General features: G+C 69.4%; 14 protein-coding genes. 5 read left to right on the top strand and 9 right to left on the bottom strand.

What is annotated here, in order from left to right; genetic code table 11:
• Positions 1–4: 4 nt before the first annotated feature.
• The 7 genes from PY257_RS00160 to PY257_RS00190 form a co-directional block, all read right to left on the bottom strand.
• Positions 5–1627 (bottom strand): gamma-glutamyltransferase family protein, encoded by a 1623-nt coding sequence (locus PY257_RS00160; protein WP_275737553.1) that lies wholly within the window; start codon positions 1625–1627, stop codon positions 5–7.
• A gap of 100 nt (positions 1628–1727) precedes the next feature.
• Positions 1728–3239 carry a tripartite tricarboxylate transporter permease gene (locus tag PY257_RS00165; RefSeq protein WP_275737555.1) on the bottom strand — a complete coding sequence of 504 codons (1512 nt, stop codon included), beginning with the start codon at positions 3237–3239 and terminating at the stop codon, positions 1728–1730.
• Between the two features lie 20 nt (positions 3240–3259).
• Positions 3260–3751 carry a tripartite tricarboxylate transporter TctB family protein gene (locus PY257_RS00170; protein ID WP_275737556.1) on the bottom strand — a complete coding sequence of 164 codons (492 nt, stop codon included), beginning with the start codon at positions 3749–3751 and terminating at the stop codon, positions 3260–3262.
• Between the two features lie 112 nt (positions 3752–3863).
• Entirely contained in the window at positions 3864–5663 is a 1800-nt protein-coding gene (gene tfpB, locus PY257_RS00175) for a type IV pilus assembly ATPase TfpB (protein WP_275737558.1), read from the bottom strand.
• Entirely contained in the window at positions 5660–6487 is an 828-nt protein-coding gene (locus PY257_RS00180; protein ID WP_275737560.1) for a class I SAM-dependent methyltransferase, read from the bottom strand. Before PY257_RS00180 ends, tfpB begins: the two co-directional genes overlap by 4 nt.
• A gap of 9 nt (positions 6488–6496) precedes the next feature.
• A complete protein-coding gene (locus PY257_RS00185) occupies positions 6497–7006 on the bottom strand; it encodes a DNA-deoxyinosine glycosylase (protein ID WP_275737562.1) in 510 nt (169 codons plus the stop codon).
• Positions 7003–7866, bottom strand: coding sequence for a TatD family hydrolase (locus PY257_RS00190; RefSeq protein ID WP_275737564.1), 864 nt, complete (start codon positions 7864–7866; stop codon positions 7003–7005). Before PY257_RS00190 ends, PY257_RS00185 begins: the two co-directional genes overlap by 4 nt.
• A gap of 278 nt (positions 7867–8144) precedes the next feature.
• On the opposite strand from PY257_RS00190, the gene PY257_RS00195 reads away from it, so the two are divergent.
• The 5 genes from PY257_RS00195 (at position 8145) to PY257_RS00215 (ending at position 12940) form a co-directional block, all read left to right on the top strand.
• The gene (locus PY257_RS00195) at positions 8145–9068 is read left to right on the top strand and encodes a S1C family serine protease (protein ID WP_275737566.1); all 924 of its coding nucleotides are present in this window, start codon (positions 8145–8147) and stop codon (positions 9066–9068) included.
• A gap of 25 nt (positions 9069–9093) precedes the next feature.
• The gene (locus tag PY257_RS00200) at positions 9094–10110 is read left to right on the top strand and encodes an AAA family ATPase (RefSeq protein WP_275737568.1); all 1017 of its coding nucleotides are present in this window, start codon (positions 9094–9096) and stop codon (positions 10108–10110) included.
• A 4-nt stretch (positions 10111–10114) separates the two neighbouring features.
• Positions 10115–11080, top strand: coding sequence for a DUF58 domain-containing protein (locus PY257_RS00205; protein WP_275737570.1), 966 nt, complete (start codon positions 10115–10117; stop codon positions 11078–11080).
• An 18-nt stretch (positions 11081–11098) separates the two neighbouring features.
• Complete coding sequence (locus tag PY257_RS00210; RefSeq protein WP_275737572.1) at positions 11099–12151, top strand: VWA domain-containing protein; 1053 nt, start codon at positions 11099–11101, stop codon at positions 12149–12151.
• Positions 12152–12616: 465 nt separating this feature from the next.
• Positions 12617–12940 carry an I78 family peptidase inhibitor gene (locus PY257_RS00215; RefSeq protein WP_275737574.1) on the top strand — a complete coding sequence of 108 codons (324 nt, stop codon included), beginning with the start codon at positions 12617–12619 and terminating at the stop codon, positions 12938–12940.
• A gap of 15 nt (positions 12941–12955) precedes the next feature.
• Here the strand turns inward: PY257_RS00215 and hemW are convergent, their stop codons facing one another.
• Both hemW and rdgB read right to left on the bottom strand, forming a co-directional pair.
• A complete protein-coding gene (hemW, locus tag PY257_RS00220; RefSeq protein ID WP_275737577.1) occupies positions 12956–14167 on the bottom strand; it encodes a radical SAM family heme chaperone HemW in 1212 nt (403 codons plus the stop codon).
• Between the two features lie 162 nt (positions 14168–14329).
• Positions 14330–14926 carry an RdgB/HAM1 family non-canonical purine NTP pyrophosphatase gene (gene rdgB / locus PY257_RS00225; protein WP_275737579.1) on the bottom strand — a complete coding sequence of 199 codons (597 nt, stop codon included), beginning with the start codon at positions 14924–14926 and terminating at the stop codon, positions 14330–14332.
• Positions 14927–14929 lie beyond the last annotated feature (3 nt).

Here is a 14929-nt window from a genome sequence, read left to right on the forward strand (position 1 = left end):
TGCGTCAGAAGCCCGCCGCGAGGCCGTCGCGGCGCGGGTCGCTGGCGGCCACGTAGCCTGCCGTGGCCGGATCGCCCGCGCGCCAGATGAACTGGCCGGCGCCGAAGTCCTGGTACGAATCGTCGATCACCTCCATGCGGTGGCCCAACGCGGCCAGGCCCTGCACGGTACTGGTGGGCATGGTGGCCTCCACGTTGATATCCAGCCCCGCGTTGTAGCGCCAGCGCGGCGCGTCGCAGGCGGCCTGCGGGCTCTGGCGGTAGTCGAGCATGCGCACCAGCGTCTGCAGGTGGCCCTGCGGCTGCATGTTGGCGCCCATCACGCCGAAGCTCATGACGGGCTGGCCATCCTTCGTCAGGAAGGCCGGGATGATGGTGTGGAAGGGCCGCTTGCCCGGTGCCACCACGTTGGCCGGGTTGCGGGCCCGGGCGTCGAGCGCGAACGCGTGGCCGCGGTTCTGCAGGCTGATGCCGAACGTGGGCTCCACGCAGCCCGAGCCAAAGCCCATGTAGTTGCTCTGGATGAAGCTCACCATCATGCCGCTTTCGTCGGCGGCGGTGAGGTAGATGGTGCCGCCCTTCACGGGGCTGCCAGCGCCGAAGTCCTGGGCCTTTTGCATGTCGATGAGCTTCGCGCGTGCGGCCAGGTAGCCGTCATCGAGCATTTGCGCGGCCGTCACCGCCATGGCCGATGGCTCGGCCACGTAGCGGTACACGTCGGCGAAGGCGAGCTTCATCGCCTCGATCTGCAGGTGCTGCGAGGCCACGCCGTCCACCGGCAGCGCGGCGACGTCGAACTGCCGCAGGATGCCCAGCGCGATCAGCGCCGCGATGCCCTGGCCGTTGGGCGGTATCTCGTGCAGCGTATGGCCGCGGTAGTCCTGGCCGATGGGCGCGACCCATTCGGGCCGGTAGGCCGCGAAGTCGCGCGCCGTGATGCTGCCGCCGTGCGCGGCGGAAAAGCCCTCGATGGCCTCGGCGATCTCGCCGCCGTAGAACGCCTGCCCGTGGCTTTGCGCGATGGCGCGCAGCGCCCGCGCGGCGGCGGGAAAGCGGAACAACTCGCCCACCTGCGGCGCGCGCCCATGCGGCAGGAACGCCTGGGCGAAACCGGGCAGCGACCGCAGCTCGTCCACCGGCGCGGCCCATTTCTGCTGCACGATGGGCGGCACGAGGTAGCCGCGCTCGGCGATGTCGATGGCGGGCTCCAGCAGGTCGGCGAAGGGCAGTTTGCCGAAGCGCTCGCTCAGGGCTGCCCAAGCGGCCACGGCACCGGGCACCGTCACCGCGTCGAAACCGCGCTTGGGCGGATGCTGCGCATCGGCCCCGTACTTGCGCCGGAAGTATTCCGGCGTCCAGGCGGCAGGCGCGCGGCCCGAGGCGTTCAGGCCATGCAGCGCCCGGCCGTCCCACAGGATGCAGAACGCATCGCTGCCCAGGCCGTTGCTCACCGGCTCGACGATGGTCATCGCCGCGGCGGCGGCCACGGCGGCATCGACCGCGTTACCGCCCTTCCACAGCATGCGCAGGCCGGCCTGCGCGGCCAGCGGATGGGAGGTGGACACCACGTTGCGCGCGAACACCGGCACGCGGGTGGAAAGATAGGGATTGCGAAAATCGAATTGCATGAGGGGGATTATCGGCAGTCCGCTTTCCATGCGCCTTTGCGCCGCCCAAAAGGAAACGGCCCCGCAGGGCCGTTCTCCTCTTTCGCCCGGCGTACCGGGGTCACTCTTCCACAAAGGCTTCCTCGCGCTTGTTTTTCACCGCCGGCAGCAGCACGATGATGAGCAGCAGCAGCGCGGCGGCCAGCAGGCCCCCGGAGATCGGGCGGGAGACCAGCACCGACCATTCGCCACGCGAGAGCAGCAGCGTGCGGCGCAGGTTCTCCTCCATCATCGGGCCCAGGATGAAGCCCAGCAGCAGCGGCGCGGGCTCGGTGCCGAGCTTGTGGAACACGTAGCCGATCAGCCCGAACAAGCCCACCAGCCAGACGTCGAACGTGTTGTTGTTGGTGGAATACACACCCACCGCGCAAAACAGCACGATGGAGGGATACAGCCAGCGGTAGGGCACGCTCAACAGCTTGATCCAGATGCCGATCAGCGGCAGATTCAGAATCACCAGCATGGCATTGCCGATCCACATCGAGGCGATCAGGCCCCAGAACAGCTCGGGGTTGCTGGTCATCACCTGCGGGCCCGGCTGGATGTTGTGGATGGTCATGGCACCCACCATCAGCGCCATCACGGCGTTGGGCGGAATGCCCAGCGTGAGCAGCGGGATGAAGGAAGTCTGCGAACCGGCGTTGTTGGCCGACTCGGGCGCGGCCACGCCGCGGATGTTGCCCTTGCCGAACGGCACTTCGCCGGGCTTGAGCTTGGTCTTCTTCTCCAGCGTGTAGGCGGCGAAGGCCGCCAGCAGCGCGCCGCCGCCGGGCAGGATGCCCAGCGCCGCGCCCAGCGCCGTGCCGCGCAGCACGGCGGGGATCATGCGCTTGAAGTCTTCCTTGGTCGGAAACAGCCCCTCGACCTTGGCGGTGAACACCTCGCGTTCGTCCTCGGGATGGGCCAGGTTGGCGATGATTTCGCCGTAGCCGAACACGCCCATGGCGATCACCACGAAGTTGATGCCGTCGGTGAGTTCGGGAATGTCGAAGCTGTAGCGGGCGACGCCCGAGTTCACGTCCGTGCCCACCAGGCCCAGCAGCAGGCCCAGCACGATCATGGATACGGCCTTGAGCAGCGAGCCCGAGGCCAGCACCACGGCGCCGATCAGGCCCAGCACCATGAGCGAGAAGTACTCGGCGGGGCCGAACTTGAACGCCACCTCGGTCAGCGGCGCGGCGAACGCGGCCAGGATCAGCGTGCCCACGCAGCCCGCGAAGAACGAGCCCAGGCCCGCGGCGGCCAGCGCCGGCCCGGCGCGCCCCTTGCGCGCCATCTGGTAGCCGTCGATCACCGTCACCACCGACGACGATTCGCCCGGCAGATTGACCAGGATGGCGGTGGTGGAGCCGCCGTATTGCGCGCCGTAGTAGATACCGGCCAGCATGATGAGGGCCGCCACCGGCGGCAGCGCGTAGGTGGCCGGCAGCAGCATGGCGATGGTGGCCACGGGGCCGACGCCCGGCAGCACGCCGATCAGCGTGCCCAGCAGGCAGCCGACGAAGCAGTAGATGAGGTTCTGGAACGTGAACGCGACGCCGAAGCCGGTCGCGAGATTGGCAAACAAATCCATGAATCAGTTCTCCTGCCCGTTCAACCGGTGATGAAGCTGGGCCACACGGGGAACTGCAGCTTGAGCGCCCACACGAAAGCCACGTAGCTGCCCACCGCCAGCACGGTGGCGAGGATCAGCGTTTCCTTGAAATTGAACTTGCGGTTGTCGGCCAGGCAGGCGATGAAAATCAGCGCGTAAATGGCGACGATCAGGCCGAACGCCGGGAAGCCGATGCTCGGCAGCCCCGCGAGCAGCACGCCGAACACCAGGTTGGCGGCGATGATGCAGACCAGCGGCTTCCAGGCCCACTTGCCGATCTTGTCGCCGTCCGCCGTCTCGACCGTCAGCGCCTTGAAGCCGATGGCCAGGCCGAGGATGGCCATGAGGATGCCCAGCATCAGCGGGAAGTAGCCCGGCCCCATGCGCGCGCCGCTGCCGACAGTGTAGGTAGTGGCCCCCACCGAGAATGCAACGCCGACGACGGTGAACATCAGCCCGGCGAAGAAGTCCTTTTGACTTTTGATTTTCACTTCAGTCTCTCCAGTCGTGTGATTTTTCGACTGGCGGATTGTGGGGTGAATACACCCGCGGTCCGATGTGGATTTCACCTACCGTACAAACCCGCATGCGGGCGCGCTAACGCTAATCCAGCGGCGGCGTGGCGACGGTCACTTCTTCGAGCGTCGTCAGCCCCTCGGCCACGCGCAGCGCGCCGGCCAGGCGCAGCGGGCGCATGCCGTCGGCGATGGCCTGGCGGCGCAGCGACTCGATGCTGGGCTCGCGCGTGACCTTGTCCTTGAACACCTCGTTGATGGTGAGCAGTTCGTACAGGCCCATGCGGCCCATGTAGCCGGTCATGCGGCAGTCCACGCAGCCCACGGGCTTGTAGGGCTTCCACTGGCCGTGGGTCTTCCAGGGGCGGATGAACTCGGCCAGCGTCTCCTGCGACGTTTCGGTGTCGGGCTGCTTGCACTGCCTGCACAGCGTGCGCACCAGCCGCTGCGCCAGCACGCCGAGCATGGTGGCGTTGATGAGGTACGAGGGCACGCCCAGCTCCATCAGGCGGCTGATGGCCGAAGGCGCGTCGTTGGTGTGCAGCGTGCTGAACACCAGGTGGCCGGTCAGGGCGGCCTGCACCGCCATCTCGGCGGTCTCCAGGTCGCGGATCTCGCCCACCATGATGATGTCCGGGTCCTGCCGCATCAGCGCGCGCAGACCCTCGGCGAAGCTGAAGTCGAGCTGCGGCTGCACCTGGGTCTGGTTGAAGGTGGGCTCGATCATCTCGATCGGGTCCTCCACCGTGCTCACGTTGACCTCTTCGGTGGCGATGCGCTTGAGCGTGGAATACAGCGTGGTGGTCTTGCCCGAGCCCGTGGGTCCGGTCACCAGGACGATGCCGTGCGGCCGGCGCACCAGTTGCTCCCAGCGCGTGGCGTCGTGCTGCGTGAAGCCCAGCGCGTCCAGGTCCTTCACCGCGGTGTCGGGGTCGAAGATGCGCATCACCATCTTCTCGCCGAAGGCCGTGGGCAGCGTGGACAGGCGCATTTCCACCTCGTCGCCGCGCGGGTTGCGCGTCTTGATGCGGCCGTCCTGCGGGCGGCGCTTTTCCACCACGTCCATGCGGCCCAGCAGCTTGATGCGCGACACCATGGCGTTGAGCACGCCCATGGGCATCTGGTAGACCGGGTGCAGCACGCCGTCGATGCGAAAGCGGATCACGCCCTGCTCGCGCCGCGGCTCCAGGTGGATGTCGCTGGCGCGCTGGTCGAAGGCGTACTGCCAGAGCCAGTCGACCACCTTCACCACGCCCTGGTCGTTGGCGTCGAGCTGCTTGTTGGCCTTGCCGAGTTCGACCAACTGCTCGAAGTTGCCCACGCCGGTGCTGTTGCCGGACTTCTGCGCGGACCGCACGGACTTCGCCAGTGCGAAGAACTCCGCTGTGAAGCGCGCGATGTCCTGCGGGTTGGCGACCACGCGGCGCACCGTGCGGCGCGACTGGCGCTCCACCTCGGCCACCCAGTCGGTGACGAAGGGCTCGGCGGTGGCCACCACCACCTCGTGCGCCGTGACCTGCACCGGCAGCACGCGGTGGCGTTCGGCGTAGCTGGCGCTCATGGTGTCGGCCACCTTGGCCACGTCCACCTTCAGCGGGTCGATGCGCAGGTAGGCCAGGCCGGCGCGCCCGGCCAGGTATTCGCTGAGCATCTCCATGTCCAGCGGCTTGCCGTCTGCGGCCCGCACCATTGCCACGCTGGCCAGCCGCGCCAGCGGGTTCTGGGCGCTTTCGGCCTGTGCGCAGCGGGCGATGGTGCGCTGGGCCTCATCGAGCGTTATCACGCCATCGGCCTGCAGCCACTCCACCAGCACCCGCCAGGTGAGCGGGCGGGCATAGGCAGGGCTGGCGGGAGCGGGTCGGGCGTGGGGGCGGTGGTGTGCATTCATGGCAAGGGCGACTCTACGCGACCCGGGCCGCGCGGGGGCCCAAGGAGGCCGGAAACGGGTTCTCGCGCCACGGGCCTGAACACGCGCATCCACTTGGCGGCGGGCAGGCCCCAGCGGGCCTGGATGGCCTCGGCGCGCGCCGCCAGGACGGTGCGTTTCGGGGCACTGGGCGTGCGCTGGGCCAGCACCACGGTGTTGCCTTCGCGCGTGGGCTTGAAGGCCCAGAGCGCGTCGGCGCCGAAGGCGGCGGCAATCTTCTCCACGCTGCGCGCATAGCTCGACGCGCGGCCGAACAAATTGACGGTCATGCAGCCCTCGTCGGTCAGCAGCGCACGGCAGTCGGCGTAGAAGCCCGCATCGTCGAGCACGGGCGCGGCGGCCTCGTGGTCGTACAGGTCGACCTGCAGCGCATCGATGCCGCCCTGCCAGGCGGGGCGGCGTACTTCCGCCGCCGCATCGCCCAGCACCACCGAGAGCCGCGCATCCTCGGGCGGCAGCTTGAACCAGCCGCGGCACAGCGCCAGCACCTGCGGGTGCAGCTCGACCACCGTGGTCCTCATGCGCAGCTTCTTGTGGCAGAACTTGGTCAGCGCGCCTGCCCCCAGGCCGAGCTGCATGGCATGGCGCCCCGCCACGCTGGCGGGCTCGACGAAGAGCAGCCAGGCCATCATGCGCTGCACGTATTCCAGCTCGATGTCGAACGGCGCGTCCACGCGCATGGAGCCCTGTATCCAGGGCGTGCCCAGGTGCAGGTGGCGGACCTCGCCATCATCGGAGAAATTCACTTCGGGCGGCTCTGCCGCGGGATTTTTCTTACGTGCCATACCGTGGTTTCACATCAATCCGTGGGTGCCCAGCACATCGGCCCACGCGTCGCGCTTGCGCGCAAAGCTCCACGTGGCATTGGCCGGACTGGTGGAAGGCAGCCGGTATACCGGCAGGCCCAGTGCGCGGGAATGCCGCGCGTGGCGATGGCTCTCGCCGCCATTGTGGGCGATGGCCTGCAACTGCACGCAAGTGCGCGCCAGCGCCGCGAAGTCGTTGACCTGGGCGTTGCGGATGGCCGTGTCCAGGCTGCCTGCGCGCTCGCACGATGCGTACACGTCCCACAGGCCCAGTCCGCGCGCGCGCAGCAGGGCCGTCCTGCCGGCATAGTCCAGCGCCGCCATGTCCACGCGCCACAGCTCGCCCAGGATGCGCCAGAAGTGGTTCTGCGGATGAGCGTAGTACTGCCCGAGCGCGAGCGAGCGCGCGCCCGGGAAGCTGCCCAGCACCAGCAGGCGCATGGCGGGCGAGGCGATGGGCGGCAGGCCCTGGAGCCGGGCGGGCTGCGGTGCCGTCACGCCAGCGCCTCCAGCCCGGGCAGGGCGTCGAGCGCATTGCGCGTGGTGGCCTGCGCCAGCACCTCCAGCGGCATGCCGCGCAGACCGGCCACCACCTCGGCGATGCGCGGCAGTTCGCCCGGCGCGTTGCGGCCCTGCGGCTGTCCGGCGGCGCGCTGCTGCGCGGCGCGGTACAGCCATTGCGGTGGAATGTCGGGCGCGTCGGTTTCCAGCACCAGGGCCGACAGCGGCAAGTCAGCGGCAAGCCGGCGCAACTGGCGCGCGCGCTCGAATGTCACGGCGCCGCCGAAGCCGAGCTTGAAGCCCAGCGCGATGAACGCCTGCGCCTGCTGCGCGCTGCCGTTGAAGGCGTGGGCAATGCCGCGCCAGGGCTGCCGGCCATCACCGCCATTGCCGCCACCGCCGTCTTCCGCCGCCAGCGCGCGCAACTGCTTGAGCAGCCGGTCGGCGGAGCGCCGCACATGCAGGATCACGGGCAGGCCGTGACGCCGCGCCAAGCGCAATTGCCGGCGGTAGAACGCCTCTTGCCGGCCAGCGTCCAGTCCGGGGACGAAGTAGTCGAGCCCGATCTCGCCGATGGCCACCAGCCGCGGATCGCCGTGCCGCGCGGCGAGCGCGGCGTCCAGCGCCTCCAGGTCTGCGTCGCGGGCCCGGGGCGTGTACAGCGGATGGATGCCGAGTGCATAGCAGTCCCCGAATTGGTGCGCCAATGCGCGCACGGCATCGAAATTCCCGACCTCCACGGCGGGGATCACGCAGCGCGCGACCCCCGCTGCTGCTGCTGCGGCGCGCACCGCGACGCGGTCGGGGGCGAACTCCGGGGCGTCCAGATGGCAGTGGGTATCGATCCAGACGGTCATGGCCGCAATCATCCCAAAAACGGCAGTTGACCGCTTTGGCGGTTGACCGCTTTGCATCCCTTGCCAGGCCGCATGAAATCGAGCGTTCACAGCTTCGATGGCCTTCGCCTCGTGGGTGAGAGCGCTATGCACCTGCCAGCACCGCGCTCGGCGCGCCATGCGACGTGGCCCGGAACATGCTTTGACACAGCACGAAGCGGCGAACCATGCTACCGTGGCTGCTCGCTTCTCTGCGGCGCTTCGCCATCGGGGTGCCGTGCTTCACACGAGGTGAACGGATGCGCAGGCCCGCCTACTACAGCAGCTCCAGCCCGTCACGCCCGATGCCGCCGGACTCCGCGGCGCCGGACGGTCTCTGCACGCAACCAGCGCCGCCCACGGCGGCCGATGCGGCGCCCACGCGCCCTGCCCGTCGCCGCATCTCGCAGATCCACCTGCTGTGGGCCGTGCTGCTGCTGATGGCCGCGTTGCTGGCCACCAGCGTCTTCATCGCCCAGCGCACGCCGACGCGGCGCATCACGCAAGACGACATCGACGCGGCGGTGCTGCACACGCTGCAGACCAAGAACATGCCTTCGGCGGTCGCGCGCGCCGCAGACAACGTGGCGCCTTCCGTGGTGCGCGTGGTGGGCTATGGCAAGGGCAAGGGCGACAAGGAAGAAACCGAGCGCGGCGTGGGCACGGGCGTGGTCATCGTGGACAAGGGCACGATCCTGACCAACCTGCACGTGGTGCAGGGTGCCGACCGCGTGTCGGTGACGTTCGCGGACGGCCTGGAGTCGCCCGCCCACATCGTCAACGTGCAGCCCCAGAACGACCTGGCCGTGCTGCAGGCCCACAAGATTCCCGACGACCTGGTGGCCGCCACGCTGCGCTCCACCGACAATCTGCGCCCGGGCGAGGCCGTGGCCGCCGTCGGCTTTCCGTTCGGCATCGGGCCGTCGGTGTCGGCGGGCGTGGTGTCGGGCCTGAAACGCGAGTTCCAGTCGCCCGAGGGGCGGCGCCAGCTCAGCAACCTGATCCAGTTCGACGCCGCGGCCAACCCCGGCAACTCCGGCGGGCCGCTCATCACCATGGACGGCGAGGTGGTGGGCATCGTCACCGCCATCCTCAACCCCACGCAGGCGCGCACCTTCATCGGCATCGGCTTCGCGGTGCCGATCGAGAACGCCGCGTCCGCCGTGGGCATGTCCCCCTTCTGAGCCCCCTTTCAACGCGAGGAACAGCATGAGCAGCAACATGAGCAGCAACATGGAAAGCACCGAAACCGGCACGCTGATGGAGCAGATCCTCTTCGAGGTCAAGCGCGTGGTCGTGGGCCAGGACCGGTTCCTGGAGCGCGTCATGGTCGCCATGCTCGCGCAGGGCCACCTGCTGGTCGAGGGCGTGCCGGGCCTGGCCAAGACCCTGACCGTGAAGACGCTCGCCGGCACGGTGCAGGGGCGCTTCAAGCGCATCCAGTTCACGCCCGACCTCGTGCCCTCCGACCTGGTGGGCACGCGCATGTACAACCAGAAGACGGGTGACTTCAGCACCACGCTGGGGCCGGTGTTCACCAACCTGCTGCTGGCCGACGAGATCAACCGCGCCCCCGCCAAGGTGCAGAGCGCGCTGCTCGAAGTGATGCAGGAGCGGCAGGTGACCATCGCCGGCGAGACGCACCGCATGCCCGCGCCGTTCCTGGTGATGGCCACGCAAAATCCGATCGAGACCGAGGGCACCTACCCGCTGCCCGAGGCGCAGGTGGACCGCTTCATGATGAAAGTGCTGGTCGACTACCCCACGGACGAGGAAGAGTTCGTGATCGCCGAGCGTGCCATCGCCGAGCCGGTGCGCGCCAACCCCGTGGCCACCACCGAGCAGCTGGCGGCGCTGCAGGCCGAGTGCCGCAAGGTCTACATCGACCCGTCGCTGCTGCAGTACGCGGTGCGGCTGGTATCGGCCACGCGCACGCCCGAGAAGCACGGCCTGAAGGATTTCGCCCGCCTGCGCACCTATGGCGCCAGCCCGCGCGCCACCATCAGCCTGGCCGAAGGCGCACGCGCCCTGGCCATGCTGCGCGGGCGCTGCTACGTGCTGCCCGAGGACATGACCGACCTGGTGCCCGACGTGTTCCGCCACCGCATCGGGCTGTCGTACGAGGCGCTGTCCGAAGGGCTGACCGGCGACGCGCTGGTCCAGCGCATCATGGCCAAGGTGGCGCCGCCGCCGCGCCCGCTCCGGCATGAAAAACTCGCCGCATGACGCCATGAATGCCAGCCCCGAGACCAGCGCCCCCAAGGCCAGCGGACACCGCGGCGCCGGTGCCGACGCGCTGCTGCGCCGGCTCGAATGGTCCGTCATCCGGCGGCTCGACGGGCTGCTGCAGGGCGACTACCGCACCCTCATGCGCGGCAGCGGCGTGGACCTGGCCGACCTGCGCGAATACCAGCCGCACGACGACGTGCGCCACATCGACTGGAACGTCACCGCGCGCTCGCAGGTGCCGCACGTGCGCGTGTTCACCGAGGACCGCGAGATGGCCGCCTGGTTCCTGCTGGACCTGAGCCCGTCGATGGACTTCGGCTCGGGCGAGCAGGCCAAGCGCGCCGTCAGCACGCAGTTCGTGGCCGTGCTGGCGCGGCTGCTCACGCGCCACGGCAACCGCGTGGGCGCCATGGTCTACGACGGCCAGGGCGATGCGGGCGGCCACGGCGTCAACGCCCTGGTGCCCGCACGCAACGGCCGCGCGCATGTGCTGCACCTGCTGCACACGGTGCTGCGCCGCCCCGTGGCCAGCGGCGCCACGGCCACCGACCTGCGCCACCTGCTGGCCGCGGCGGCGGGCAACATCCGCCGCCGCTCCACGGTGTTCGTGGTGTCCGACTTCATCAGCGCGCCGGGCTGGGACATCCCTCTGGGCCAGTTGGCCCGCCGCCACGACGTGGTGGCGGTGCGGCTCATCGACCCGCTCGAACTCGACCTGCCCGACCTCGGCCTGGTGACGCTGCGCGACGCCGAAACCGGCGCGCACCTGCTGGTGGACACGCACGACAAAGGCTTTCGCCACCGCTTCGCCCGCATCGCCGCGCAGCGCGAGGCCGAGCTGCGCGCGGGCTTCGCCAGCGCCGGCGTGGATACGCTGGAGCTTTCCACCGCCGACGACCTGCTCGATGCCATGCGCCGCTTCATGGACATGCGCCGCAGGCGCGTGCGCGCCCCGCAAGCGGCTTGATTAGGGGAGAAACGCACCATGACCTTCCTCTGGCCCGAATTCCTCTGGCTGCTGCTGGCGGTACCGCTGCTGGTGGGGCTGTACGTGCTGCTGCTGCGCCGCAAGAAGAAGCTGAGCCTGCGCTACGCCAGCCTGGCCATGGTGCGAGAGGCCATGGGCCCGGGCCAGCGCGTGCGCCGCCACATCCCGCCGCTGCTGTTCCTGCTGGCGCTGGTCGCCATGCTGCTCGCGGGCTCGCGGCCCATGGCGGTCATCACCCTGCCCTCGCAGCAGCAGACCATCGTGCTGGCCATGGACGTCTCGGGCAGCATGCGCGCCAGCGACATCGCGCCCAACCGCCTGGCCGCGTCGCAGGAGGCGGCCAAGAAGTTCATCGCCGAGCTGCCGCGCAACGTGCGCGTGGGCATCGTCGCCTTCGCGGGCAGCGCGCAGATCGCGCAGTTGCCCACGCACAACCATGACGACCTGGTGGCCGCCATCGACAGCTTCCAGTTGCAGCGCGGCACGGCCACGGGCAACGGCATCATGCTGTCGCTGGCGGCGCTGTTCCCCAACGCGGGCATCGACATCGCCGAACTCGGCGGGCGCCAGGCGTTCAACCCCAAGCCCCTGGGGGAGCGCGAGCAGAACGCGCGCGACGACCCGCAACGCGACTTCACGCCCGTGGCGCCGGGCTCCTACACCTCGGCGGCCATCATCATGCTGACCGACGGCCAGCGCACCACGGGCGTGGACCCGCTGGAGGCCGCCAAGATGGCCGCCGACCGCGGCGTGCGCGTGTACACGGTCGGCTTCGGCACGCTCGACGGCGAGACCATCGGCTTCGAGGGCTGGTCCATGCGCGTGCGGCTCGACGAGGAAACGCTCAAGGCCGTGGCCAACAAGACCAACGCCGAATACTTCCACGCCGGCACCGCCACGGACCTGAAGAAGGTGTACGAGACGCTGAGCTCGCGCCTGACGGTGGAGAAGAAGGAAACCGAGATCTCCAGCCTGTTCGCCCTGGCCGCCGCGCTGCTGGCCCTGCTGTCGGCGGGGCTGTCGCTGCTGTGGTTCAACCGCATCCTGTGACGCACGGGCTGCACGCGGACATACCGGGAGCATTTTTAACCTGGAAACGGCAGTTGGATGCGCCTGCCAGTGCCGTGATCGGGGTGCCAGGCAAGGCGCGACGACGCGGCGGGCTACTCTGCCCGCAAGGAGGAGCAACGCCGCATGGCGCGCCGAGCGCGGTGCTGGCAGGTGCATGGCGCTCTCACCCATGAGGTGAACGCCATCGAAGCCGTGAACGCTCGATTTCATGCGGCCTGGCAAGGGATACGAAGCGGTCAACTGCTGTTTCCAAGTTTAATATACTCCCCAGGAGTATGCAATCATCTTCGTCTTTATATCTGCGGTGGACGAATGGTGGTAGGGGGAGTATATGAGCGCAGCCGCTGCCGGCGCCGTGCCGCAAAGGCCATGCGTTACCCGTGGTGACGGGTACGCGGGGCGTCTTCGGCTATCGTCGCAGACTCTTTCCACAGGAGCCCCGCCATGACCATCCACGGCAAGACCGCCGCGCTCGCCGCCGTTTCGGCACTGCTGCTGGCCACCGGCTGCGGCACGCAGCCCCCCGGCCCCGCGCCCGCGCCGGACGCGCCGCCGGTCGGCGGACTGTGCGACGCCCAGGGCCCCGCCCAATCGGCCATCGGCAAGACGGCCACGGCGCAGGTGGTGGAAACGGCGCGCGCGCGCTCGGGCGCCCACATCGCGCGCGTGCTGCGGCCCGGGCAGGTGGTGACGCTGGAGTTCAACACCGAGCGCGTGAACCTCGTGGTGGACGGCGCGGGCGTGGTGACCGCCGTGCGCTGCGGCTGACAGGCCGGCGGCGGGCTAATCCGCCAGGAACAGCGCCTGCAAATCGCTCAGGAAATCGAACCCGCGCTCCGTGGGCCGTACGCGGGCGAAGTCGCGCTCTATGAGCCCCTTGCTTTGCGCCGCCTCCAGCCCGCGCTCGATGGCCGTGAGCGGCAGGCCGGTGCGTGCGGTGAAGTCCTGCAGCGCGAAGCCTTCGCGCAGGCGCAGCGCATTGAGCATGTATTCGAACGGCAGGTCGGCGCGTTTCACTTCCTCTTCCTGCGCCAGCGCGTTGCCGGCCAGCGCGCCTTCCATGTAGCGGCGCGGATCGCGCAGCCGCACCTGGCGCACGATGCGGTGCGCGAAACTGAGCTTGCCGTGCGCGCCCGCGCCAATGCCGAGGTAGTCGCCGAACTGCCAGTAGTTGGTGTTGTGAAAGCATGCGTGGCCCGCGCGCGCATAGGCCGACACCTCGTAGCGCCCCATGCCCGCCCGCGCGGTGGCGGCGGTGATGCGGTCGAGCATGGCGTAGGCCGTGTCGTCGTCGGGTACGGCGGGCGGGTGCCTGGCGAACAGCGTGTTGGGCTCGATGGTCAGGTGGTAGGCCGACAGGTGCGCAGGCGCGAAGGCCAGTGCGGTGGCCAGGTCGCGCTCCAGGTCTTCGGCGGTCTGCCCCGGCAGGGCGTACATGAGGTCCAGGTTGAAGGTGTCGAACGCCTGCGCGGCCTCCGCCACCGCGGCGCGCGCCTGGGCGCCGTCATGCACGCGGCCCAGGGCCGCCAGGTGCCGGTCGTCGAAGCTCTGCACGCCGATCGACAGGCGCGTGACGCCCGCGGCGCGGAAGGCGCGGAAGCGGTTGCGCTCGAAGGTGCCGGGGTTGGCTTCGAGCGTGATCTCGCAGTCGGGCACCAGCAGCACGCGGGCGCGGATGGCCGCGAGCAGCCGGTCGATGGCGTCGGGCGAAAACAGGCTCGGCGTGCCGCCGCCGATGAAGACGCTGTGCACCTGCCGGCCCCAGACGAGGGGCAGGGCGGATTCCAGGTCGGCCACCAGCGCATCGACGTAGCGCTGTTCGGGCAGCGCATCCGGCTCGCCCGCGCCGGCGCGGAACTCGTGCGAGTTGAAGTCGCAGTACGGGCACTTGCGCAGGCACCACGGCAGGTGCACGTAGAGCGACAGCGGCGGCAGGCTGCCGAGTTGCAGCGTGCCGGGGCGCATGTAGTGGCGCAGATCGGGCAATATGGGCATGTCAGTTTTCCATGGCGCTGTGCGCCTTCCGCACCGCATGAAGCCGGCGCGGCCCCGTCGAGCGGACACCGCGCAACCGGCTTCGCCGGGCCGCTGGCGTCGCCCCCCTTCCCGCACAGCGAGAGAAGGCAGGAGCGGCGCAGCCGCTCGGGGGGTTGCCTCTCACCACCTTTGGCGCATCAGCGCGAGCATCTGCCGCGCGGCCTGGCCCCGGTGGCTGTGGGTGTTTTTCATCTGCGGGTCGAGCTGTGCGAAGGTCTTGCCAAAGGCGGGAATGAACATCACCGGGTCGAATCCGAAGCCGTTGCCGCCCACGGGTTCGCGGGTGATGAGTCCCGGCGCGCGGCCCACGGCGATCAGCGGCTCGGGGTCGTCGGCGGAGCGCAGCGCCACCAGCGTGCTGACCAGCGCGGCGCGGCGGTCCTCCACGCCCTGCATCTGCTCCAGCAGCGCGCGCACGTTGTTGGCGTCGCCCTTCTCGTAGCCGAACTGCGTGGCGTAGAAGGCCGTGTCCACGCCCGGCAGGCCGCCGAACGCATCGACGCACAGGCCGGCGTCGTCGGCCAGCGCGGGCAGGCCGCTGGCGCGGGCCGCGTGGCGGGCCTTGGCGAGCGCGTTCTCGACGAAGGTGCGGAAGGGCTCCTCGGCCTCGGGAATGCCGAGCTGCGACTGCCGCAGCAGTTCCACGCCCAGCGGCGCAAACAGGGCCTGCAGTTCGGCGAGCTTGCCCTGGTTGTTGGATGCCAGCACGATCTTCATGGT

It is taken from the genome of Curvibacter soli (assembly GCF_029211125.1).
Lineage (GTDB): Bacteria > Pseudomonadota > Gammaproteobacteria > Burkholderiales > Burkholderiaceae_C > Curvibacter_A > Curvibacter_A soli.

Coding starts and splice junctions, on each gene's coding strand:
- PY257_RS00160 (WP_275737553.1), bottom strand. CDS start 1,627: ATGCAATTCGATTTTCGCAATCCCTATCTTTCCACCCGCGTGCCGGTG.
- PY257_RS00165 (WP_275737555.1), bottom strand. CDS start 3,239: ATGGATTTGTTTGCCAATCTCGCGACCGGCTTCGGCGTCGCGTTCACG.
- tfpB (WP_275737558.1), bottom strand. CDS start 5,663: ATGAATGCACACCACCGCCCCCACGCCCGACCCGCTCCCGCCAGCCCT.
- PY257_RS00180 (WP_275737560.1), bottom strand. CDS start 6,487: ATGGCACGTAAGAAAAATCCCGCGGCAGAGCCGCCCGAAGTGAATTTC.
- PY257_RS00190 (WP_275737564.1), bottom strand. CDS start 7,866: ATGACCGTCTGGATCGATACCCACTGCCATCTGGACGCCCCGGAGTTC.
- PY257_RS00195 (WP_275737566.1), top strand. CDS start 8,145: ATGCGCAGGCCCGCCTACTACAGCAGCTCCAGCCCGTCACGCCCGATG.
- PY257_RS00200 (WP_275737568.1), top strand. CDS start 9,094: ATGAGCAGCAACATGAGCAGCAACATGGAAAGCACCGAAACCGGCACG.
- PY257_RS00205 (WP_275737570.1), top strand. CDS start 10,115: ATGAATGCCAGCCCCGAGACCAGCGCCCCCAAGGCCAGCGGACACCGC.
- PY257_RS00210 (WP_275737572.1), top strand. CDS start 11,099: ATGACCTTCCTCTGGCCCGAATTCCTCTGGCTGCTGCTGGCGGTACCG.
- PY257_RS00215 (WP_275737574.1), top strand. CDS start 12,617: ATGACCATCCACGGCAAGACCGCCGCGCTCGCCGCCGTTTCGGCACTG.
- hemW (WP_275737577.1), bottom strand. CDS start 14,167: ATGCCCATATTGCCCGATCTGCGCCACTACATGCGCCCCGGCACGCTG.
- rdgB (WP_275737579.1), bottom strand. CDS start 14,926: ATGAAGATCGTGCTGGCATCCAACAACCAGGGCAAGCTCGCCGAACTG.